This is a genomic window from Steroidobacter flavus, from assembly GCF_042651805.1.
In the GTDB taxonomy this organism is placed as follows: Bacteria; Pseudomonadota; Gammaproteobacteria; order Steroidobacterales; family Steroidobacteraceae; genus Steroidobacter; species Steroidobacter flavus.
The window spans coordinates 254,308-274,716 of the sequence record NZ_JBHSDU010000003.1 but is presented as its reverse complement, the minus strand read 5'-3'; the positions used below and the strand labels follow the sequence as shown (position 1 = coordinate 274,716).

Annotated in this window: 18 protein-coding genes; 10 read left to right on the top strand and 8 right to left on the bottom strand. The window is 61.9% G+C overall.

Going from position 1 to position 20,409, the window contains the following annotated elements:
• Positions 1-224 precede the first annotated feature (224 nt).
• The 4 genes from ACFPN2_RS06680 to ACFPN2_RS06665 are packed head-to-tail and all read left to right on the top strand — an operon-like array spanning position 225 to position 2,967.
• Positions 225-1,175: a response regulator gene (locus ACFPN2_RS06680; RefSeq protein ID WP_380595845.1), complete on the top strand. Its 951-nt coding sequence runs from the start codon at positions 225-227 to the stop codon at positions 1,173-1,175.
• Positions 1,176-1,181: 6 nt separating this feature from the next.
• A complete protein-coding gene (locus ACFPN2_RS06675) occupies positions 1,182-2,225 on the top strand; it encodes a diguanylate cyclase (RefSeq protein WP_380595844.1) in 1,044 nt (347 codons plus the stop codon).
• 2 nt (positions 2,226-2,227) lie between these two features.
• Positions 2,228-2,614 carry a response regulator gene (locus ACFPN2_RS06670; protein ID WP_380595843.1) on the top strand — a complete coding sequence of 129 codons (387 nt, stop codon included), beginning with the start codon at positions 2,228-2,230 and terminating at the stop codon, positions 2,612-2,614.
• Positions 2,614-2,967 (top strand): Hpt domain-containing protein, encoded by a 354-nt coding sequence (locus tag ACFPN2_RS06665; RefSeq protein WP_380595842.1) that lies wholly within the window; start codon positions 2,614-2,616, stop codon positions 2,965-2,967. The genes ACFPN2_RS06670 and ACFPN2_RS06665 overlap by 1 nt, the downstream gene beginning before the upstream one ends.
• Before the next feature lie 62 nt (positions 2,968-3,029).
• Here ACFPN2_RS06665 and ACFPN2_RS06660 read toward each other — a convergent pair whose 3' ends face one another.
• Positions 3,030-3,686 carry a TetR/AcrR family transcriptional regulator gene (locus tag ACFPN2_RS06660; RefSeq protein ID WP_380595841.1) on the bottom strand — a complete coding sequence of 219 codons (657 nt, stop codon included), beginning with the start codon at positions 3,684-3,686 and terminating at the stop codon, positions 3,030-3,032.
• Between the two features lie 166 nt (positions 3,687-3,852).
• Here ACFPN2_RS06660 and ACFPN2_RS06655 point away from each other — a divergent pair, with 166 nt between their 5' ends.
• Both ACFPN2_RS06655 and ACFPN2_RS06650 read left to right on the top strand, forming a co-directional pair.
• Positions 3,853-7,353 carry a methylmalonyl-CoA mutase family protein gene (locus ACFPN2_RS06655; protein ID WP_380595840.1) on the top strand — a complete coding sequence of 1,167 codons (3,501 nt, stop codon included), beginning with the start codon at positions 3,853-3,855 and terminating at the stop codon, positions 7,351-7,353.
• A gap of 26 nt (positions 7,354-7,379) precedes the next feature.
• On the top strand, positions 7,380-9,152 hold the full coding sequence (locus tag ACFPN2_RS06650) for an acyl-CoA dehydrogenase (protein ID WP_380595839.1): 1,773 nt from the start codon (positions 7,380-7,382) through the stop codon (positions 9,150-9,152).
• A 315-nt stretch (positions 9,153-9,467) separates the two neighbouring features.
• Here ACFPN2_RS06650 and ACFPN2_RS06645 read toward each other — a convergent pair whose 3' ends face one another.
• Both ACFPN2_RS06645 and ACFPN2_RS06640 read right to left on the bottom strand, forming a co-directional pair.
• Complete coding sequence (locus tag ACFPN2_RS06645; RefSeq protein ID WP_380595838.1) at positions 9,468-10,709, bottom strand: aminotransferase class V-fold PLP-dependent enzyme; 1,242 nt, start codon at positions 10,707-10,709, stop codon at positions 9,468-9,470.
• The gene (locus ACFPN2_RS06640) at positions 10,706-11,188 is read right to left on the bottom strand and encodes an Lrp/AsnC family transcriptional regulator (protein ID WP_380595837.1); all 483 of its coding nucleotides are present in this window, start codon (positions 11,186-11,188) and stop codon (positions 10,706-10,708) included. The genes ACFPN2_RS06645 and ACFPN2_RS06640 overlap by 4 nt, the downstream gene beginning before the upstream one ends.
• Before the next feature lie 138 nt (positions 11,189-11,326).
• Between ACFPN2_RS06640 and ACFPN2_RS06635 the strand changes: the two genes are divergently transcribed.
• Entirely contained in the window at positions 11,327-12,721 is a 1,395-nt protein-coding gene (locus tag ACFPN2_RS06635; RefSeq protein WP_380595836.1) for a S10 family peptidase, read from the top strand.
• Here ACFPN2_RS06635 and ACFPN2_RS06630 read toward each other — a convergent pair.
• Complete coding sequence (locus tag ACFPN2_RS06630; protein WP_380595835.1) at positions 12,705-12,890, bottom strand: hypothetical protein; 186 nt, start codon at positions 12,888-12,890, stop codon at positions 12,705-12,707. The genes ACFPN2_RS06635 and ACFPN2_RS06630 overlap by 17 nt on opposite strands.
• 266 nt (positions 12,891-13,156) lie before the next feature.
• Between ACFPN2_RS06630 and ACFPN2_RS06625 the strand changes: the two genes are divergently transcribed.
• Both ACFPN2_RS06625 and ACFPN2_RS06620 read left to right on the top strand, forming a co-directional pair.
• Positions 13,157-14,314, top strand: a complete 1,158-nt coding sequence (locus ACFPN2_RS06625; protein ID WP_380595834.1) for a pyridoxal phosphate-dependent aminotransferase — start codon at positions 13,157-13,159, stop codon at positions 14,312-14,314.
• Between the two features lie 37 nt (positions 14,315-14,351).
• Positions 14,352-15,347, top strand: a complete 996-nt coding sequence (locus tag ACFPN2_RS06620) for an ornithine cyclodeaminase family protein (RefSeq protein ID WP_380595833.1) — start codon at positions 14,352-14,354, stop codon at positions 15,345-15,347.
• Between the two features lie 3 nt (positions 15,348-15,350).
• On the opposite strand, the gene bioD is transcribed toward ACFPN2_RS06620, so the two are convergent.
• The 3 genes from bioD to bioA are packed head-to-tail and all read right to left on the bottom strand — an operon-like array spanning position 15,351 to position 18,410.
• Entirely contained in the window at positions 15,351-16,010 is a 660-nt protein-coding gene (gene bioD, locus ACFPN2_RS06615) for an ATP-dependent dethiobiotin synthetase BioD (protein WP_380595832.1), read from the bottom strand.
• Between the two features lie 10 nt (positions 16,011-16,020).
• Positions 16,021-17,139, bottom strand: coding sequence for an aminotransferase class I/II-fold pyridoxal phosphate-dependent enzyme (locus ACFPN2_RS06610; protein WP_380595831.1), 1,119 nt, complete (start codon positions 17,137-17,139; stop codon positions 16,021-16,023).
• Positions 17,136-18,410: an adenosylmethionine--8-amino-7-oxononanoate transaminase gene (gene bioA, locus ACFPN2_RS06605; protein ID WP_380595830.1), complete on the bottom strand. Its 1,275-nt coding sequence runs from the start codon at positions 18,408-18,410 to the stop codon at positions 17,136-17,138. The genes ACFPN2_RS06610 and bioA overlap by 4 nt, the downstream gene beginning before the upstream one ends.
• A 70-nt stretch (positions 18,411-18,480) precedes the next feature.
• Here bioA and ACFPN2_RS06600 point away from each other — a divergent pair, with 70 nt between their 5' ends.
• Complete coding sequence (locus ACFPN2_RS06600) at positions 18,481-19,050, top strand: phosphoribosyltransferase (RefSeq protein WP_380595829.1); 570 nt, start codon at positions 18,481-18,483, stop codon at positions 19,048-19,050.
• On the opposite strand, the gene ACFPN2_RS06595 is transcribed toward ACFPN2_RS06600, so the two are convergent.
• Entirely contained in the window at positions 19,047-20,312 is a 1,266-nt protein-coding gene (locus tag ACFPN2_RS06595) for a M20/M25/M40 family metallo-hydrolase (protein ID WP_380595828.1), read from the bottom strand. The two genes, ACFPN2_RS06600 and ACFPN2_RS06595, sit on opposite strands and share 4 nt — an antisense overlap.
• Positions 20,313-20,409: the final 97 nt, after the last annotated feature.

Here is a 20,409-nt window from a genome sequence, read left to right as displayed (position 1 = left end):
GTCTGATCGTGTCGGTCCAATGACAGAGCCCGATTCGTGCAGCCTGGAGTTCTATTAATACGTTTATGACAGCGCCCTCATATACGCGCCTTTGCCATGCACTTCCTATCGGCGGAGGATTGCGGGAATCACTCATGCACAGGGCATGGGCTACCTGATCTTATGCGGCGGCGCACGGGCCCAAGCTACCGGAAAATTCTCACAAACATCGAGCCATCGCTCCCATGAGCCACGTTCATGACGCATCCGTGACCGGAGCTGCCAACCGACCCGTTCAACGTATTCTACTGGTCGACGATGACGAGCTCGAGCTGGAGCTGATGGCGGACCGGCTCAAATCGCTCGGCTTCGAGACGCATACCGTCAGCGACGGCAGCGCCGCGCTGGAGCTGTTGCAGACTCAATCGTTCCCTGTGGTGATCACCGATTGGCAGATGCCGCGCATGGATGGCATTCGTCTTACGGAGAATTTGCGCAGTCAGGGCGACAGCGAAACTTACATCATCATGCTCACGGTGCTCGACGACGACAGCTCGCACGAGCGGGGCTATTTCGCCGGCGTGGACGATTATCTGAGCAAGCGGGCACCGGACGCGAAAATTGTCGCCGCCATTCGCGCCGCCTTCCGGGCGGTCGAGATGCGGCAGGCCTTACACGCTGTGAGAGAACAGCAGGGCACCGGTCTGGTCAGCGATGTGGCCAGCGGCGTGCTGGCCGATCGGATGCGGGCTGAAGTGAAGCGCGCCGCCCGGTATGGTCGCAATCTGTCCGTGCTGGTGTTACAGCTGGAGTCGGAGAGCGGTGCGCCGGTCGCCAATACGTTGGCGCAAGCGGTGGAGATTGTGAGCGACAGTGTTCGGGTCGATATCGATTTCGCGACCCGCTATCGAGGGCACGATGGCGTGCAGCGTATTGCTGTCGTTTTGCCCGAGACCAACGCTGCCGCCGCGGCTGGAGTCGGTGCTCGCTTGAGTGCCACGTTGGCCGCGCGTTTGTTGACCCCGCTCGAATCGTTCACGGCACGCGTGGGCTGCTCATCGTTTACGCCCGGTCAGGAAACACAGCCCTCCCAGCAAATCGCCTCGAACATCGAAGCGTTACTGCGTGAGGCGGAAGCGGGCGCCAGAGTTGCTCCGAACACCGCGAGCACGCCACGGCGTACCGAAGCCGGCTGACCCGTCATGCAATCCGATCCCAGCGTATTCGAGCAGACGCTGACGCTGGAGCTCAGCGCGCTGCAGCCGGAACTGCGGGTGCTCATCGTCGATGACGATCCGGAGGCGCGGGACTATCTGGTCGCGGTCGTGCAGGAAGCGGGTTATCAGACGGCCGTGGCTTCCAGCGGCGAGGAAGCGTTGAAGCTGCTCGACACGGAGTTCTGTCCCATCATGATCACCGATCGCAACATGCCGGGCATGGACGGCGTCACGCTGTGCAAGCGGGCGCGCGAGGGACACTATCCCGGCTACTTATATATCTTCCTGCTCACGGCGCAGAACGCCAGCGCCGATATCGTGTCGGGCTTGAAAGCGGGCGCGGACGATTACCTGGGAAAGAAGAACATTTCGGCGCCGGAGTTGATTGCGCGTCTCGGCAATGCCCGACGCATCGTCAGTCTCGAGCAGGCCTTGCGCCGGGCGCTCGATCAAAAGCGGCAGATGGCGAACACCGATGCGCTCACCGGGGCTTACAGCCGACGTTATCTGGAGCGGCAGTTGTCGCTGGAGCTGGAGCGTACGCGACGTTTCAATCATCCGGTGTCCGTGCTGCTGCTCGACATCGATTATTTCAAGCGCATCAACGACCGGTATGGTCACGCCATCGGCGATGAGGTGCTGCGGAATACCTATCGCCGGTTGCGAGATATGTTGCCTCGGGCTTGCGACTGGATCGGTCGTTACGGCGGCGAGGAATTTCTGATCGTGTTGATCGATACCGATCTGCGCGGCGCGGAGATCGTTGCTCAGCGGCTGGTGAGCGGCATGGCGGAAGCGCCCATCGAGACTTCGGTGGGGCGGGTCCCCGTGACCATCAGCATCGGCGGCGGCGAAGCCGCACAAATGTTAACTAGTGACCTGAGCTTCAAGGGTTTGCTCGAAATTGCCGATCAATGCCTGTACGCGAGCAAAAGAGACGGGCGTAATCGCTACACCATGTGCCTGCAGGGTGATTCTCCCATCGCATTTCGCCCGAGCTCGTCGGGCGCGCAGGGAGAGGTGCACTAGTCATGAACAGAGACAGCCTTCGCGAGATCCTGTACGTCGACGACGAGCCCGATATTCGTGAGATCGTGCAGATGGCGCTCGGGCTCGTGCCGACGTTGTCGGTGAACACCGCGGATTCGGGCACACGTGCGTTACAGAGCATGCAGGCAAGCAAGCCGGATCTGGTCTTGCTCGATGTGATGATGCCGAACATGGACGGGCCGACGACCTTGCAGCAGATGCGCAGTCAGCCCGAGCTGCAATCCATTCCCGTGATCTTCATGACCGCCAAGGCCATGCCGCAGGAAGTCGCTCGCTTCCGAGCGCTCGGTGCGGCGGCGGTGATCGCCAAGCCGTTCGACCCCATGCTGCTGGCCGAGCATGTGTTGTCCATCTGGGAAGGCCTGTAATGTCCAGCGGTCCCGAAGAGCTGCGTGCCAAGATGGTCCAGATCGCGGGACGCTATCTGGAGCGCGTCACCAAAGAAGTCGTGCAGCTGCGGACCCTGATCGATAACGCCGCGAGCGGCAATCTGGATGTGATCCGCGAGATCGAGGCGTTGACTCATCGCATGCATGGCAGCGGTGCGATGTTACATTTCGATGAGATCAGCAGCCATGCCGGCGATCTCGAGCGGATGGCGGCCGGCTTCCTTGCCAGCGGCAGCGTCGATCAGCCGCGCATGGTCGAGACGCTTGGGAAGTTACAAGCCGCGCTGGACAAGGCGGTCGCGGAGCGTGGTGCGCCGAACAGCGCGACATAGGCTTCAATTCGCGCCGCTGTCACAAGTCTGATGCGGCTGCCAGTGAGTATCGCCGAAGGCACCTACTTGCGCGGCTGCAATCCCAGCTCGAACAAATCGACGAATCGAAGCGCGATCTCGGCGGCCCCGAGCTTGTCGTCGCTGCGATACCAGTGAGCGATCCAGTTCAGCGCCCCCGCCAGCGCGAACGCCGTCATCTTCTCATCGCACTCGCGAATCGAGCCGTCCGAGACGCCGGCGCGAATCAACGCGCGGATGCCCTGGTCGATCTCGGATTTCAGCGACTTCACCTTGCGGCTCATGGTCGGGCTGAGGTCCTGGTTCTCGGCTTGCACCATGCACCAGCCGAAGTCCGACGTGATGGCTTCCGCATAACGCGCGATCACCGCCGCCAGTCGCTCGCGCCCCGTGGTCGTCGATTCACGCTGTTCCTCGATGCCGTCCATGATCAGCTTCAAGCCGGCCCGGAAACATTCGAACAGCAGTTGTTCCTTGTTCTCGACGTAGTGATAGACGGTCGGCTTGGTGACGTTCAGCTCGCTGGCGATGTCGTCCAGGGAGGTGTTGTGGTAACCGCGCTCCCGGAACGCCCGGGCCGCCGTCATTATGACCGCGTCGCGCTTGCGCTCCCGATCCCGGACCCGCGCGCCGACCGACGCCCAGAGGGCCGGGCCGCTGGCCTTTTGCGGAGTGTTTTTGCGCGCCTGTCGACCTGCCACCGGGGAACTGCTCCTGACTAAGGTAAGGCGTCGGATCATAGCCTGAGGCTGGACGGTGCGGGTGCCTGATTGACCCGGCGGGGTCGGGCTAAATATACTCGCGGGTAAATTAGAGTCCAGGCTCTAATCTGCCCCTTGAATACCCCAGATTCGCCTCGAGGCGACCATGAATACAGCCGCTGTCCTGCCTTTCCGTGCCGACAACCGGGCGACCCGCCCCGAGGCGCACCCGCTGCGTTTCGTCAGCGCCGCGTCGTTGTTTGACGGTCACGATGCCGCGATCAACATGATCCGCCGCCTGCTCCAAGCCCATGGCGCTGAGGTGGTGCACCTCGGTCATAACCGCAGCGTGGCGGACATCGTGCGCGCGGCGATTCAGGAAGACGCGGACGGCATCGCCGTGTCGTCCTACCAGGGCGGACATAACGAATATTTCGCCTACATGGTCGACATGCTGCGCGAACAGGGCGTCGATCACATTCGCGTCATCGTCGGCGGCGGCGGCACGATTGCTCCGCATGAAGTGGCGGCGCTGGAAAAGCATGGCGTCGAAAAGATCTATACGCCTGAAGACGGCCGGCGCATGGGCCTGGATGGAATGATCGACGACGTGTTCAAGCGCGTCGCGGCGTCCGCCAAGCCGAACTATGCGTTCGGTGCCGGTAACTCCCTGGACCCGCGCGACCATCATCAGCTCGCGCAGGCGATCTCTTTGCTGGAAGGCACGAGCGACGACGACGCGGCCGGTCAGGAGATTCGCAAGGCGATTGGGAAGGTGCAGGGCGGCGCGCCGGTCATCGGTCTGACGGGCACGGGCGGTGCCGGTAAATCCAGTCTCAACGACGAGCTGCTGCAGCGGTTCGTGCGTCACTTCCCGGATCGAAACATCGCGGTCGTGGCGATGGATCCGACGCGTCGTCGTTCCGGCGGCGCTTTGCTGGGCGATCGCATTCGTATGAATTCGCTCGCCGCGCCCAATGTGTTCATGCGCTCGCTCGCAACTCGTCGCCAGAACCTCGCGACCAGCGCGGTGCTGAAGGATGTGATCGGCCTGCTGCGACTCGCGCAGTTCGATCTGATCATCGTCGAGACTGCCGGTATCGGCCAGTCGGACACCGAGATCGCGGACATGGTCGACGTGTCGGCGTATGTGATGACCAGCGAATACGGTGCGGCCAGCCAGCTCGAAAAGATCGACATGCTGGATTTCGCCGACGTGATCGTGCTCAACAAGTTCGAGAAGCGCGGCGCTGAAGATGCGTTGCGTGACGTGCGCAAGCAGTGGCGTCGCAATCATCCCGATCGCGCGCGTCTGCCGGATGAAGAGTTGCCGGTGTTTCCGACCATTGCCAGCCGCTTCAACGATCCTGGCGTCAATCATCTGTTCTCGAGGCTGTGCCAGCTCGTCAACGAGCGGCGGCCGGAACTGAAGGACCGTCAGTGGTCGCCGGGCGATGTGGGGCCGATCAAATTCGTGTCCCGCGATCCGCTGATTCCGGGCACGCGCAGCCGCTATCTCGCCGAGATCGCCAGCGCGGGCCGCAAGGTTCGATCAAACATCGACTCGATGGTCGATGCGGCTCGTCGCGCGTCTGGCGTGTATGAGACGTTGCGCGCTCTGCATGATGCGCGTCTGCCGGGACCGTTGGATCGATTCCCCGAGAGCGATCTCAACGATCAGTCCATCGACGCGACTCGTCGCGAGCTGCGCGCCGCTTATAACAACGCGCTCGACGAGATCGGCGCCGAGGGTGTCGGTGAGCTGAAGCGTTGGCCGCAGCGGGTCAAGGGCGTCACCGACGAGAAGTATTCGTACAAAGTGCGCGACAAGAACGTGACCGGCGACAACTACGTCACGTCATTGAGTGGCAATGCGATGGCGAAGATCGCCGTGCCGCGTTTCAAGGATTGGGGCGAGACGCTGCAGTTCATCCTGTCCGAGAACCTGCCGGGCAGCTATCCGTACACCGGCGGCGTGTATCCGTATCGCCGCGAGGAAGAAGATCCGATTCGCATGTTCGCGGGCGAGGGCGGCCCGGAGCGAACCAACCGTCGCTTCCATTATCTCGCCGGCGGTCACGGCGCAACGCGTCTGTCGACGGCGTTCGATTCGACGACGCTGTACGGCGAAGACCCGGACACGCGTCCGGACATCTATGGCCGCACCGGCAACTCGGGCGTGTCAATCGCGACGCTCGACGATATGAAGAAGCTGTATTCCGGCTTCGATCTGTGCGCGCCGACGACGTCTGTTTCCATGACCATCAACGGCCCGGCGCCGATGCTGCTCGCCATGTTCATGAACACGGCCATCGATCAGCGCGTCGAACGTTTCCTGCGCAAAGAAGGTCGTTGGGAAGCCGCTGAGAAGCGCATCGCTGAGCTTCGAAAGGAGATGAGCGCCAAGGGCCTTGACTCAGCGATCTACAACGGCGACCTGCCGCAAGGTCACGACGGCTCCGGCGTCGCACTGCTGGGCCTCACCAGCGACCAGCTGATCGCGCCAGGCGTGTTGAGCGCGGAGGAACATGCGAAGTTGAAGGCCGAGGCGATGTCGCTGGTGCGTGGCACGGTGCAGGCTGACATCCTCAAGGAAGATCAGGCGCAGAATACCTGTATCTTCTCGACTGAGTTCGCGCTGCGCATGATGGGCGACGTGCAGCAGTTCTTCATCGACAACAAGGTGCGGAACTTCTATTCCGTGTCCATCTCCGGGTATCACATCGCCGAAGCCGGTGCGAATCCGATCAGCCAGCTGGCCTTCACGCTGTCGAACGGTTTCACCATCGTCGAGTACTACCTGGCTCGCGGCATGAAGATCGACGACTTCGCGCCCAACCTGTCGTTCTTCTTCTCCAACGGCATGGACCCGGAGTACGCGGTCATCGGTCGTGTCGCTCGTCGCATTTGGGCACGTGCCATGCGCGATCTGTACGGCGCCGGCCCGCGCAGTCAGATGTTGAAGTATCACGTGCAGACGTCGGGCCGCTCGTTGCACGCGCAGGAGATTCAGTTCAACGACATTCGTACGACGCTGCAGGCCATGTATGCGCTGTTCGACAACTGCAACTCGCTGCACACGAATGCCTATGACGAGGCGCTTACGACGCCGACGGAAGAGAGCGTGCGTCGCGCGGTGGCCATCCAGCTCATCATCAACAAGGAGCTGGGGCTGAACAACAACCAGAATCCGTGGCAGGGCTCGTTCTTCCTCGAGCAGCTCACCGATCTGGTGGAAGAGGCCGTGTACAAGGAGTTCGAATCGTTGTCCGAGCGCGGCGGCGTGCTCGGCGCCATGGAAACGATGTATCAGCGCGGCAAGATCCAGGAAGAGAGCATGTATTACGAGAAGCGTAAGCATGACGGCTCGCTGCCGCTGATCGGCGTGAATACCTTCCTTTCCGAAACCGACTCGAACGAGGCGGCAAAGGGCGTGGCGCTGATTCGATCCACCGACGAAGAGAAGGATTTCCAGGTCGCAGCGGTGAAATCCTTCCAGCAGCGCAACGCGGCGCATAGCGCCGATGCCCTACGCAAACTGCAGAATGCGGCCACCTCCGGCGGGAATGTCTTTGCCGAGCTGATGAACGCGGTTAAAGTTTGTTCCCTGGGCCAGATCTCCCGCGCGCTGTACGAAGTCGGCGGGCAGTATCGGCGCAGTATGTAACCCGATCCGCTAAGACACTGACTTCCATGTACAAAGCACCTCTCAAAGAACTGCGCTTCGCGATCCATCAGCTGGTGGGCGATCAACGTTTGGTCGGACTGTCCGGCCTTCCTGATTACTCCACCGAGTTCGCGGACGCCGTATTGGACGAAGCAGCCCGCTTTGCCGAGGGGGTGCTCGATCCCATCAACCGCATCGGCGATCGCACCGGTGCGAAGTGGACTGCCGAAGGCGTGCGCATGCCGGCCGAGTTCAAGGCCGCTTATGCCAGGTTCGTCGAAGGTGGCTGGACCCAGCTGCGCGCCGAAGCGGAGTTCGGCGGCCAGGGCGCGCCCATCATGCTGGGCACGGCGGTGGAAGAGTTGTGGGCCTCGTCGAATCTCGCGTTCAAGCTGTGCCCCATGCTCACGCAAGGCGCCGTCGAAGCCATCAATCAGTGCGGCTCGCAGGCCCAGAAAGAAAAGTATCTGCCGAAGATGATCAGCGGCGAATGGACCGGCACCATGAATCTGACCGAGCCCCAGGCCGGTTCGGATCTCGCTGCGATTCGCACGCGTGCTACGCGCGAAGGCGATCACTATCGCGTGTACGGTCAGAAGATCTTCATCACTTACGGCGATCACGACTACACGTCGAACATCATTCACATGGTGCTCGCCCGCATCGAAGGCGCGCCGGCCGGCGTGCGTGGCATTTCGTTGTTCATCGTGCCGAAGGTGATCGTGAACGACGATGGCAGCCTCGGTGCGCGTAACGACGTGCGTACTGTTTCCATCGAGCACAAGCTGGGCATTCATGGCAGCCCGACTTGCGTGCTGTCGTATGGCGATAAGGAAGGCGCGGTCGGTTATCTGGTCGGCGAAGAGAATCGCGGCCTCGAATATATGTTCATCATGATGAACGCCGCGCGCCTGTCGGTCGGCCTGGAAGGTTACGCGCTCGCAGAGCGTGCGTATCAGCAGGCCCTCGAATATTCGCGCACTCGCGTTCAGGGCAAGCCGAAGGCGCGGAATGTGCCGGAAGGCTCGAAGGTGGCGCCGATCGCGTATCACCCCGACGTGAAGCGCATGCTGCTCACTCAGAAGGCCTACACCGACGCCGCTCGCGCGGTCGCGCTGTACGCAGCGATGCAGCTCGATCTGGGCAAGCATCTGCCGGATGGCGATGAGAAGGCCAAGGCGCAGGCTCGCGGCGAATTGTTGATTCCCATCGTGAAGGGCTGGTCGACCGAGCTCGGTGTGACGATGGCGTCGCTGGGCGTGCAGGTCCACGGTGGCATGGGCTTCATCGAAGAAACCGGCGCCGCTCAGATCCTGCGCGACTCGCGCATCGCTCCGATTTACGAAGGCACGACTGGTATTCAGGCGGGCGACCTGGTCGGTCGCAAGGTCGGCCGTGACAACGGCGCTGCGATGAATGCTTTGATCGCTGACATGCAGGCGGAGCTGGAGAAGATTTCTTCCAGCGATGCGGGTGTTGTCGCTAGTAAGACGGCCGCGCTGGAAGGTGTGGCTGCGTTGAAGGAAGCGACGGCGGCGGTGCTGAAGGATCCGGAAGGGGCGCTGGCGATTTGCGTGCCTTATCTGATGCTCGGCGGTGTCGTTATTGGTGGCTGGCTGACGGCCAAGGCGCACGATCTTTCTGTCCGCCAGGCATCGGAGGACCCGGAGTTCTTCACGGCCAAACAGCAGATCTCGCGGTTCTATGCGGCGAATTTGTTGCCGGAGGCGCAGACGTTGGCGCGGGTTGTGAAGCAGGGCGCGGCTTCGATTTTGGAAGCGGACCCGACGAAGCTTTAAATTTTTGACCTGAAGACCCACCCCCTGGCCCCCTCCCGTGAACGGGAGGGGGAACTACATTTTTAAATAAGTTTTTTTCTTTTCAGAAAGAGACAAGCTCACCGTTCGTGCTCGTGCACGGAAAGAAGCCAAGGTAGAGCCCAGGGGGCCTCGCATAAAACATCTTGGCGGGCGTGAGCTAGAGTTGTTGTTACCTCAGCAGAAGGCCCGACCAAGTCCATCGCGGAGGGCTGGCTAAGTTCATCCGCGCTGAAATGCAGCTTGTCCTTTCGGAAGTGGGTGCGTTCGCCGCTGCCGGCCGCCGATGCCTCCGAATCAGCTCGGCTTCCGAGGTAGAACGTCGAGCAGCCGGTCGACGTCGTTCATATCATTGAACACAGCCACCGACACTCTGAACCGGTGCTGTGACACCGTGATCCTCACATTCGCCGTCTTGAGCAGATCGCTCAGCTTCGTCCTCGCATCTTTCAAAGCAAACGCGACCAGCGACGTTCGCGAGTCCAAGGGTGTCAGCGGCTGATACCCGCGAGCCCGAAGCTCCTTCTGCAACGTATCGATCATCGGCTGTCGCCACGCCTGAATCTGCGAGACGCCGACTTTCTCCAGCCACGCGAGGGAATGATTCAACTGCACGACGCCCGTCCACGACGTCGTGCCCATCGCAAACCGGCCCGCCGTGTCCGGCGACGCTTCGTAGCTCGCGACGCCCGGCCCGGGCTCGTCGAGAGGGAATACGTGGGTGCGGAAGCTGGCGAGCTGGTGATAACCCCACCACGGCCGCTTGATCTTGTTCTGCACTTCGCGGCGGACATACAAGAAGCCCAGCCCGAAATCGCCCATCAACCATTTATAGGAAGAGCACGCCGCGAAATCGACGCCGCTCGCGCGCAGGTCAGTAGGCACCGTGCCAGCGGCATGAACGATGTCCGCATACACATAAGCGCCGTGCGCATGCGCGATAGCGCACACCCGTTTCAAGTCATGTTGAAAGCCATTGATGGTGGAGACGAGGCTGATCGACACGAGCTTCGTGCGATCGTTGATGGCCTTCTCCATCTCCGCCATGTCGATGCGCCCCTCCGACGTCATCGGCAAAGTCACAACGTCCATGCCAGCCTTGCCCAGCTCGCCGTAGGTGTAGAACGATCCGAAGAAATGCAGCACATCGGTGACGATGCGCCCGCCCGCTTGCGGGAAGCCCAGCGCCTGGAGCACGAGGTTCTCGCCCATCGTCGTCGACTGCACGAAGCTCAGCTCATCCGGCGAGGCGCCAATCAAGCGGCCGAAGCTTTCGAACACGGCCTTTTCCATCGCGCCGACGCTATAGCCGGGCAGCGAGCCGTCCTGCGTCTTGAAGCGCAGATATTCTTCCAGCGCCGCCTTCGCGCCGAGACTCATCGGATGCGTCGAGCCCGAATCCAGATAAGTCATCGGCATGCGAGCAAACGCGGACTTTGCCGGCAGCGCCGGGGCCGCCGTCGACTCGGCGACCGCAACTTTCGACAACGCAGGCAGCGCCGCCGCGCCGGCCAGTACGGCTCTGCGGGTGAGGCTCATCGCGGCTTCCTGGTTTTGAGAGGAACCGCGGTCGTGCTCTTCATTTCCACGAGCGTGACGATGGAGCGCACGTCCTGCACGCCGGGCAGCTTCAGCAGCGTGGAGAAGATGAATTCCTGATACCACATGACGTCGGGCGCGATGATTTTCAGCATCACGTCCATCTCGCCGAACACCGTGTAGCACTCGAGAATTTCCGGAATGCCCTGGATCTGCCGCACGAAGTCGGCGCGCTCGGATTCGCTGAGCCGGGTCATCTTGACCTGCGCGAACATCTGCATGTGATAGCCGAGCTTGAGGCGGTCGACGATGACCACCTGCGCTTTGATGTAACCCTCCTCACGCATGCGCTGGATACGGCGCCAGCAGGGCGACTGCGACAGGCCGACCCGCTCGGCCAGCTCCGCGGTCGACAGCGACGCGTCCTGCTGCATCAGATTGAGGATCTTCAAATCGATGGTGTCGAGTTCGGATGGCATAGCTTATGTTCCGAGCAGGCTTACCGGAGTATAACGCATGCTTCACCCGGGGGTGACTGCGCGTGGAATGAAAAGAAATGCCTGCAGCTGCCGCATAGGATGTTCGCTACGTTTGCCATTTTTCGGAGCATGGAGCCCATGAGGCGCACCGTCCTGTTGCTGGTCCTGATCCTGACCGCCGGTCTGGCGGGCGCCGAGCCCGCTGTGGCGGTGACCAAGCATGTCGGCACCTTCAATCAACAGCGGGTGAAGTATTCCGCGACGGTGGCGGAAACCATTCTGGACGGGCCGGACGGCAAGCCGGCGGCGTCGATGATCAACACGGCCTATGTGCGCGAGGACGTGAAGGACCGCGCGAGTCGTCCTGTGATGTTCGTATTCAACGGTGGGCCGGGCGCATCCTCGTCGCCGCTGCATATGAGCGCCTTCGGTCCCCGCCGCATCGGCGGCGAGCCGCCACAACGCAAGCTCATCGACAATCCCTACAGCCCGCTCGACACCGTGGATCTGGTGTTCGTCGATCCGGTCGGCACGGGCTTTTCGCGGCCTTTGCCGAATGTGGACGGTCAGCCGTTCTGGAGCATCGAAGGCGACGCGGCCTCAGTCGTGACTTTCATCAAAGCGTGGCGCAAGCAGAACGATCGTGAATCGTCGCCACTATTCATCTGTGGCGAGAGCTACGGCACCACGCGGGCGTCACAGATTGTGAGTTCCGCGCCCGAGCTGCCCATCATCGGCGTGTTGTTGCTGTCGATGACGGGCGGGCCGGAAGGGCCCGATATGCCGTATGTGATCACGCTGCCGACGTTTGCAGCGACGGCGGCGTTTCATGGCAAGGTGGACGCGCAGGGACGCACGCCGGCGCAGATATTCGCTGAGGCCGTGCAGTTTGCCCGCAGCGAGTACATCGCCGCGTTGATTCAGGGCGATTCACTGCCGCCTGCGGAGAAGGCGCGCATCGCGCAGGAGTTGTCGAAGCGCATCGGTTTGCCGGCAGACTTCATCGCCGACAACAACCTTCGCATCACAAAGCCCACCTTCATGCTGAACCTGCTGAAAGATCGTGGACTGCGCACCGGACAGCTCGATGCGAGAGCCACCGGCAGCCTGGCGGAGTACGCGGACAAGCAGCCACCGCGTGACGATCCATCGATGTTCGCAGGCGGCTCGACCGCCGGGCTGGTGCACGAGTACTTCACGAATGAGCTGAAGTTCCCGGCGAAGGACAACTACCGCACCTTGAATCTGGATGTGAATTCGAAGTGGCAGTTCAAGGGCGAGGCCTTGGCCAATCCGGCCGGCCTGGTCGGCGCAGCGATGCAGAAGAATTCGGAGCTACGGGTGTTCTGGGGCGCCGGCATCTACGACATCACGACGCCGCTCTACGCCGGTCGTTACATCCTCGATCACGCCAGTATTCCAACGCAGCGGCTGGTCGTAGGCGAGTTCGCCACCGGGCACACTGTGTTCGATGGCGACTCGAATCTGGATCGATTCACTCAGGCTGTGCGCAGCTTTATTTCGCGCCGATAAAGGCGCGCACGTCGGCAGTCAGTGCCTTGAGGGCGGCTTCGCTGGTGTACGCCATGTGGCCGCCTTCATACGTTCGAAGCACAACCCGATCAGCCGGGAAATTACTGCGCGCGACCATATAGCGCGCTGGTCCGACGGTGGTCGTCGTGTCGTAGATGCGATGATTCATAGGGCGGCCAGCCTACGGGCCGGGTCGAGGAATTTCTTGCCCTTGTCGGTGTCGATCGGGTGCCCGCGGCGCATAGGTCGCCAGGCGAACGGGCGGGGCGTGCATGAACAATCCCTGCCGGGGCGCCCCGGTGGAGCACAACGAAAAGAAATGCCCCGGGGGCGATCGGACAATAAACCCGGGCTGGCGTGCGGAGACAGGTCTTGCAAGAGGAATCGGTGCGGCCGGAGGGCCCGCCAGCGAACGAATCAGCGTCCGGGTCGGCGATGCCGCGAGCTTCAGCCAGCGCCGTGTTTGCCAATCCCGACTATGTCGGCTGGTATCGCGAGCTGTCGGCGCTGTTGTCGTCGGGCGAGCGCGGCCGGCTGCTGTTCGACAGCACCATGCAGGAGCCGACGTCGTTGTTATATGCGCAGGCCCGGCGCGCATTCGAGTCGGGGCAACCCTCGCCTTTCCGTAGCACGTTCGGTTGGGGTAGCCCGCTGCTCATCGGCGCGATCGCGAAGCGCTACGGTGTCGACGAGCGCAGCATCCTGGCCACGACCGGTTGTACCGCCGCGATCTGGCAGATCTACACCGCGTTCCTGAAGCCCGGTGCGCACGCCATCATCGAACGGCCCTACTTCGAATTGCTGCCGCGCTTCGCCAAGAGTCGCGGCGCGAGCATCAGCTTTCTGCCTCGAGTGGCGCCGGACTACGGGGTCGATATCGACCAGCTGGCGGCGCTGATTCAGCCGAACACCGAGCTCGTCGTGCTGACCAATGCTCACAACCCGAGCGGCGCCTACTTCGATGAAGCGGCGTTACGTGACATCGCGAAGGTTGCGAACAAACACGGGGTGACGGTGCTGATCGACGAGGTGTACGGCGATTTCCTGCCGGCCAGCGTGCGTCCGGTCCCCGCGGCGCAGATTGATCCTTGTTTCATCAGCGTCAACAGCCTGACCAAGGTCTACGGCCTGCACGGCTTGAAATGCGGCTGGATGATCGCCGCTGACAGCAAGTTGCAACGGTTGCGGCCGGTGTATGCCGAATTCGAATCGGGATCGTCCAAATTCACGCACGGCATCGCGGCGCTGATTCTCGACGAGCTGACCGAGTATGAGTCGCATTGGCGCTCGGTGCTGGCACGCAATCGACCGCTGCTGTTGGAAACGGTGGCGCAGCTGCAAGTCGAAGGACTGATCGCGGGCGCCGTGCCTGAGCACGGTTGTATGTATTTTCCTCGTCTGACTCATGTCAGCGATACGCGTCGTTTCGCTTCCTGGATGTGGGATCGCTCACGGCTGGCGCTGGCCCCGGGTGAATTCTTCGGCGCGCCCGGTCATATCAGAGTGGGATATGGCCAATCACATCAGGAGCTCGCCGAGGGCCTGGCGTTACTCGTGGCTGGATTGCGTGAATATAGGCAACCGCCGCTTTGATAGAGTGACGTCTCTGAAGGTTCCGCGAAGACATCTAATGAGTCATACAGCCTCTACCCCCGTGCTGGTTATCAGCGGCGCCGACGTGCGCCGGCTCTTGCCGATGCAGGACTGCATTCCCATCGTCGAAAGCGCGATGCGGGAAGTCTCACGTGGCGGGGCACAGTTGCCCTTGCGCATCGGCTGCGTGCCGCCGGGCACTCAAAACATTCTGGCGGTGATGCCGGGCTATCTCGACGAGCCGGCGAGCATCGGTGCGAAAGTCATTGCGGTGTATCCCGCGAACGCTCAACGAGGCCTGTCGTCTCACATGGGCGTGGTGGTGTTGTTCGATGCGCATGAAGGCGTGCCGCTGGCCATCATCGACGCTGCGTCGATCACTGGACTGAGAACCGCCGCGGCAACGGCGGTGGCGACGAAAGCATTGGCGTCTGAAGATGCCTGCGACCTGGCCATCATCGGCACAGGCGAGCAAGCGGTCGCGCATCTGCAGGCGATCAGTCTGGTTCGCAAGTTGCGTTCGGTGCGCGTCTGGGGACGCTCGAAAGAAAAAGCTTACGCGTTCGCCGATCGCGAGGTCGCGCCTGGCATGCCGCGCATCGAAGTCTATGGAACGATTCGCGATGCGCTGCTGGGCGCCGATCTGGTCTGCACGACCACCAGTGCACGCGAGCCCATCGTCGAAGGCGCATGGATCGCTCAAGGCGCGCATGTGAATCTGGTCGGCGCGAGCTCCGCCGCCGCGCGTGAGGTCGACGACGCGTTGGTCTTACGAAGCAGTTTCTTCGTCGACTTCCGAGGTTCGGCGCTGGCTCAGGCGGGCGAGCTGCTGGGAGCGATGGGCTCGAACGCCGCCAAGCACATTCGCGGCGAAATCGGCGAAGTGCTCAACGGCACCGTGCCGGGCCGCACCGATGAGTTCGAGGTGACTGTTTATAAGTCGCTGGGCATCGCGGCTCAGGATCTGGCCGCGGCTCATGCTATCTATCAGCGTGCTCGCGAGGCAGGCGTCGGCGTCCGTGCGGAGCTGTGATCGTCAAGCCGCCTCGCAGACGTCTTCGATCGCGACCGCCAGCGAATGCACGTCGGTAATCACGGTGAGCTTGTCCTGCTCGATCAGCCAATTTCGATTCAGCTGGTGCAGCCGGTTGTCCGGGTCGAAGCGGTTCAAATAAACGACGGTGGGCGTGGGGCCCACCGCAGCCAGCGTGAGGCGCACGGCATTGATGGTGCCGAGCTCCGCGTCGGCGACCAGCAGCAGCCGATCCACGCCCAGGCGATTCAATAGATCGAGGCTGTCGCCATCGCAGGCCAGCGGCGAGCGCACGCCGCCGACCGTCTCGACGAAACCAATATCCACTTCGGCGGGCCAGCGGATCTCTTTGATGATCTCCGACATCCACACCGGGCCTCGTCCCAGCGCGTGAGCCGCCATCGGCGGCGCCAGTGCGATCGGATACCAGCGGTGCGCAGGACAAATGTCCGATACTTCTTCGCCACTCGCTCCCGCGAGCCGCGCGGCGTCCGTGTCGATTTCGTCCGGTCCATACGATTGCACAGGTTTTCGTGCGGCAACACGCGCGCCACGCAGTTTCAGCGTTGCGAGGAGTTGCGCGGTTACCCAGGTCTTTCCTACTTCCGTGTTCGTACCAATCACACCAATCAATAGGGAAGGTCTGGAGTCAGTCTCGATCATGCGTCTTTGGCTAGTTCGAATTAATACAAGTTAAGTTAGCGAGCGCAGCTTGCAAGCTCCTGACCATCGCTTCGGTATGCGATGCGGACAGCGCGACGCGCAGGCGTGCCGTTCCTTTGGGCACCGTCGGTGGGCGAATTGCCGGCACGTGAATGCCGGCTTCTCGCAACTCGGCTGCCGCGGCAAGCGCCGCTGCATCCTCGCCGAGCACGATGGGCACGATGGCCGATGGATGGCCGGGCCGGATCATATCGATGAGAGCTCGCAAGCGCGCTCGCAAATGATCGCCTTCCTCGCTGCGACAGATCCGCACCGCCGCCGCTGCCGCCGCCGTATCGGCGGGCGACAGACCGGTAGTGAAGATAAAAGTCCTGGCGCGATTGACCAGCAGCTCGATCAGACGGCTGGAGCCGGCGACGAAGCCGCCGAGCGAGCCCAGCGTCTTCGACAGCGTGCCGACGTGCAACACCTCTAGATCGCGAGTCGGCGCGAGCTTCGGGCCCAGCGCCGCATGCGCGTTATCCAATATGAGTAACGCCCCGTGCTCGCTGCACAACTGTGCGAGCGCAGGCAAGGGCGCAGTGTCACCGTCCATGGAGAACACCGATTCAGTCACCACGATTTTCCGACCTGGAGTTTGTCTAAGCAGAATCTGCAGGTGCTGCAGATCCAGGTGACGGTAAATCAAAGTGCGCGCTTTGGCCAGACGACAACCATCGATAATCGATGCGTGATTGAGCTCGTCGCTAAAAAGCGTCACGTCCGTTTCGCCCAATGTTGTAAGCACGCCGAGATTGGCCGCATACCCGGAAGAGAACACGAGCGAGCGCTCCGAATGGTTCCACTCGGCGAGTAAAGATTCCAATTCGACATGCAAGCTGCGTGTGCCGACAATCAGACGTGAGGCCATTGCACCGGTGCCAAAGCGTTCAATCGCCGCAATGGCGGCGAGCTTCACCTGCGGATGCGAAGCGAGGCCTAAATAGTCGTTGGAGGCAAAAGAAACGAGCCGACGATCTCGCAGTTTGCCTTCCGGGCCGTCCCCATCGAACGGCACGGTTTCGCGATATCTGTTAATGGCACGCAGACCGGCCAGCTCGCGCTCTGCCCAGGTATTCCAAGCGCTCACGCTGTTTCCTCCAGTGCGGCCGCGAGTGTCACGACGATGCGCTCGATCTCCTCCGCGGTAGTGGTGAGCGGCGGAACGATTGTCACAACGGGGCCCATGGAGCGCGACAACACACCGCGTTCGACCATTGCGGCACAAACTCGGCGCGCGAACTTCGAGTCGTGGCTCGTATCCAGCTCGACGGCGCCCATCAGACCTTGCAGACGAATGTCTTTGACGCGCTTGAATGGGCGAATGCGTGTCTCGAGCTCCGCACGCAGCTGTGACGAGCGCTCACGAACGTTGTCAAGGACGGGCAGCGACGTCATCATCTGTAAGTGCTTGAGCGCGACCGCCGCCGCGAGCGCGTTACCGCCGTACGAGTGACCGTGATACAGCGTCTTCTCGCTCAGGTCCGGGCCGAGAAACGCAGCGAATACGCGTTGTGAGGCAACGGTCGCCGACATCGGCAGATAACCTCCGGTGATGCCTTTGCCCAAACACATCAAGTCCGGTCGCAGGCCGCATTGCTCGGAAGCGAACAGCGTGCCGGTGCGACCGAAGCCGGTCGCGACCTCATCGCAGATCAGCAGCACGCCCGTTTCGTGACAGGCCTTGCCAAGCTCGGCGAAATCGGCAGCCGGTGCGATCGACATGCCAGCCGCACCTTGGACCAGCGGCTCGACGACAACGGCCGCGAGCTTGCGATGATGTTCGCGAACCAACTGCGCAGCTTTATGTAGAGCGCCCGGCTCGGTGAATGCAGGAGCGCGGATCACTGGGAAGCGCAGCGGATCGAAGATCTCCGTGCCGAAACCACCGCCGCCCAACGAGAGCGAGCCGATGGTGTCGCCGTGATAGCCGTCGCCGAATGCCAGATAAGTGGTGCGGCCTGGCTCGCCTTTGTTGGTCCAGTACTGGAACGCGATCTTCAATGCCTGTTCGACGGCGGCGGCGCCATCGGAGGCGAACAAGGTGTGTGCTCGATCGACCGGCACGACGCGTGCGAGCGCTTCGGCGAACTCGATGACGATGCGGTTGCCATTGCCGAGCATGGTGGAGTGGGCGACACGATCCAGCTGCTCGCGCAAGGCCTGATCGAGCTCCGGCACGCGATGACCCAGCGTCGTGACCCACAGCGATGAGACTGCGTCCAGGTAACGACGCCCGTCGACGCCGATCAATTCGCGACCTTCGGCGCGCTCCACGATCACCGGGCGGTTGGCGCCATAGCAATCCATTTGAGTAAAGCCGTGCCACACCGTGGCGGCGTCGCGTTCGAGCCAGTTCATGCTGTCAACCTCGTCTACGGAATCAGGTCGACAGTGTAAGCGAGTTGTGGCCGGCGTGTATGATGCGGCCATGGAAAAAACCTATATTTCGGCAGATTCCCTGTTGCGGGACTCGCTGGCGCTGGGGCTGCAGATCGTCCGCAGCGGCTTCCGGCCGTCGTTCCTGGTGGGCGTCTGGCGCGGCGGGGCGCCGATCGGCATCTCGGTGCAAGAGGTGCTGGAGTTCAACGGCATCGAATGCGATCACATCGCGATCCGCACGTCGTCCTATCAGGGCATCGATCAGCAAGCGAAGACGGTGCGCGTGCACGCCATCGACTACCTGGTATCGCAGTTGAGTTTCGAGGACCAGCTGCTGTTGATCGACGACGTGTTCGATTCAGGGCGCAGCCTGGAAGCCGTGGTCGCCGAGCTGCAACGTCGCTGCCGGCGCAATATGCCGGAGCAGGTCAGGATCGCGACGGTCTATTACAAGCCCACGAGGAACACCAGCTCGTTGCGACCGGATTATTTTATTCGCGAGACCGATCAGTGGCTGGTGTTCCCGCACGAAGTGCAGGGACTGACTCGCGAAGAGATTCTGGCCAACAAGCCGGTCGACGAAAGTTTCTTTCTGCCGACGTCGCAAACTAAGTTTTAGTTGCCCTTCATCAAGTCCGCGAGCGTCAGCGCGACCACCGCGGTCGCTTTTCGCAAATCGTCGAGGCGCAAACATTCGTCGGCGCCGTGGCCATTCGCGTCCTGCAATGTTTTAGGGCCCGCGCCATATAACACGGTGGGAATGCCGGCCGAGGAATAATGTCTCGCATCGGTGTAGAGCGGCACGCCTTGCACCGGGATCGCGACACCAAACTCTTCTTCCGCGTGTGTTCGCAGAGCGATGATCATTCGCGCGGCGTCGGGCAGTTCGAGCAGCGGCTCCGCCAGCATGATGCGCTTGATCTCCAACGTGATGCCGGGGCGATGCGCGACTGCGCTTTCAATCAACGCGCGCAGTTGTGACTCCGCTTCCTCCGCAGACTCCTCGGGGATCGTGCGACGGTCCAAACGAAGCGTGACCTGATCGGGCACGACATTCGTATTGATGCCCCCTTGAATGAGCCCGACGGTGAGCGTCGGAGTCTCGATGCCGCGCACCTTCGATTGCTTTTGCGACAACTCGGCCCGATGGGAATAAAGCGCGTTGAGAACATCGGTCGCCGCCTCGAGCGCATCGACACCACTGGCAGGAATCGCGGCGTGGCCCGATTTGCCATTCACCACGACTTCCATGTGCAAACAACCGTTGTGCGCGCTGGTGACCGCATACGAGAAGCCGGCGCAGATGGCTAGGGTCGGCGTGCTGAGGTGCTGTTGTAGCAGGCGCTTCGGGCCGAGGTTGCCGCCGACTTCCTCGTCATAGGTGAAATGCAGCTCGACCACGCCGTTGAGCGGCACGCCGTGCTTTTCGAGCTCTATCAGAGCGAGCAGCGCCCATGTGTAGGTGGCGAAGTCAGATTTACTCACTGCGACGCCGCGACCAAACATCACCAGGCCGTGATCGGGATCGTCGATGATTTCCGCGCCGTAAGGATCGCGCGTCCAGCCTTGGCCCGGCGGCACCACATCGCCGTGCGCGTTCAGCGCGATGGTCGCGCCGCCGCGGCCGAAGCGCCGGCGCACGATGAGATTGGTCACGGAAATCATTCCATTTGTTTTCGCGACCGACGCCGGCACGACGTCTGTTTCAACTTCCAGATCGAGCAGACCTTCGAGTAATTCATGCGCACGCTCCGCGGCGGGCGAGCAGTCGCCAGGAGGATTGTCGCTGGGCACGCGCACCAGCTCGGCAAGAAACTCCACTTGCCGGATGAACTCGCGCTCCAGGAAGGCATGAACCAGGGCGCGGGCGGACGCGGGCATGAAAGCGTTCCTTCGATCGTATGGTTGGTATTCGCGGGCGCATTATAGAGAGGCGGCGGTGACGAACGCACGAACCGATGTTGACGAAACATTGACA

Coding starts and splice junctions, on each gene's coding strand:
- ACFPN2_RS06680 (WP_380595845.1), top strand. CDS start 225: ATGAGCCACGTTCATGACGCATCCGTGACCGGAGCTGCCAACCGACCC.
- ACFPN2_RS06675 (WP_380595844.1), top strand. CDS start 1,182: ATGCAATCCGATCCCAGCGTATTCGAGCAGACGCTGACGCTGGAGCTC.
- ACFPN2_RS06670 (WP_380595843.1), top strand. CDS start 2,228: ATGAACAGAGACAGCCTTCGCGAGATCCTGTACGTCGACGACGAGCCC.
- ACFPN2_RS06665 (WP_380595842.1), top strand. CDS start 2,614: ATGTCCAGCGGTCCCGAAGAGCTGCGTGCCAAGATGGTCCAGATCGCG.
- ACFPN2_RS06655 (WP_380595840.1), top strand. CDS start 3,853: ATGAATACAGCCGCTGTCCTGCCTTTCCGTGCCGACAACCGGGCGACC.
- ACFPN2_RS06650 (WP_380595839.1), top strand. CDS start 7,380: ATGTACAAAGCACCTCTCAAAGAACTGCGCTTCGCGATCCATCAGCTG.
- ACFPN2_RS06645 (WP_380595838.1), bottom strand. CDS start 10,709: ATGAGCCTCACCCGCAGAGCCGTACTGGCCGGCGCGGCGGCGCTGCCT.
- ACFPN2_RS06640 (WP_380595837.1), bottom strand. CDS start 11,188: ATGCCATCCGAACTCGACACCATCGATTTGAAGATCCTCAATCTGATG.
- ACFPN2_RS06635 (WP_380595836.1), top strand. CDS start 11,327: ATGAGGCGCACCGTCCTGTTGCTGGTCCTGATCCTGACCGCCGGTCTG.
- ACFPN2_RS06630 (WP_380595835.1), bottom strand. CDS start 12,890: ATGAATCATCGCATCTACGACACGACGACCACCGTCGGACCAGCGCGC.
- ACFPN2_RS06625 (WP_380595834.1), top strand. CDS start 13,157: ATGCCGCGAGCTTCAGCCAGCGCCGTGTTTGCCAATCCCGACTATGTC.
- ACFPN2_RS06620 (WP_380595833.1), top strand. CDS start 14,352: ATGAGTCATACAGCCTCTACCCCCGTGCTGGTTATCAGCGGCGCCGAC.
- bioD (WP_380595832.1), bottom strand. CDS start 16,010: ATGATCGAGACTGACTCCAGACCTTCCCTATTGATTGGTGTGATTGGT.
- bioA (WP_380595830.1), bottom strand. CDS start 18,410: ATGAACTGGCTCGAACGCGACGCCGCCACGGTGTGGCACGGCTTTACT.
- ACFPN2_RS06600 (WP_380595829.1), top strand. CDS start 18,481: ATGGAAAAAACCTATATTTCGGCAGATTCCCTGTTGCGGGACTCGCTG.
- ACFPN2_RS06595 (WP_380595828.1), bottom strand. CDS start 20,312: ATGCCCGCGTCCGCCCGCGCCCTGGTTCATGCCTTCCTGGAGCGCGAG.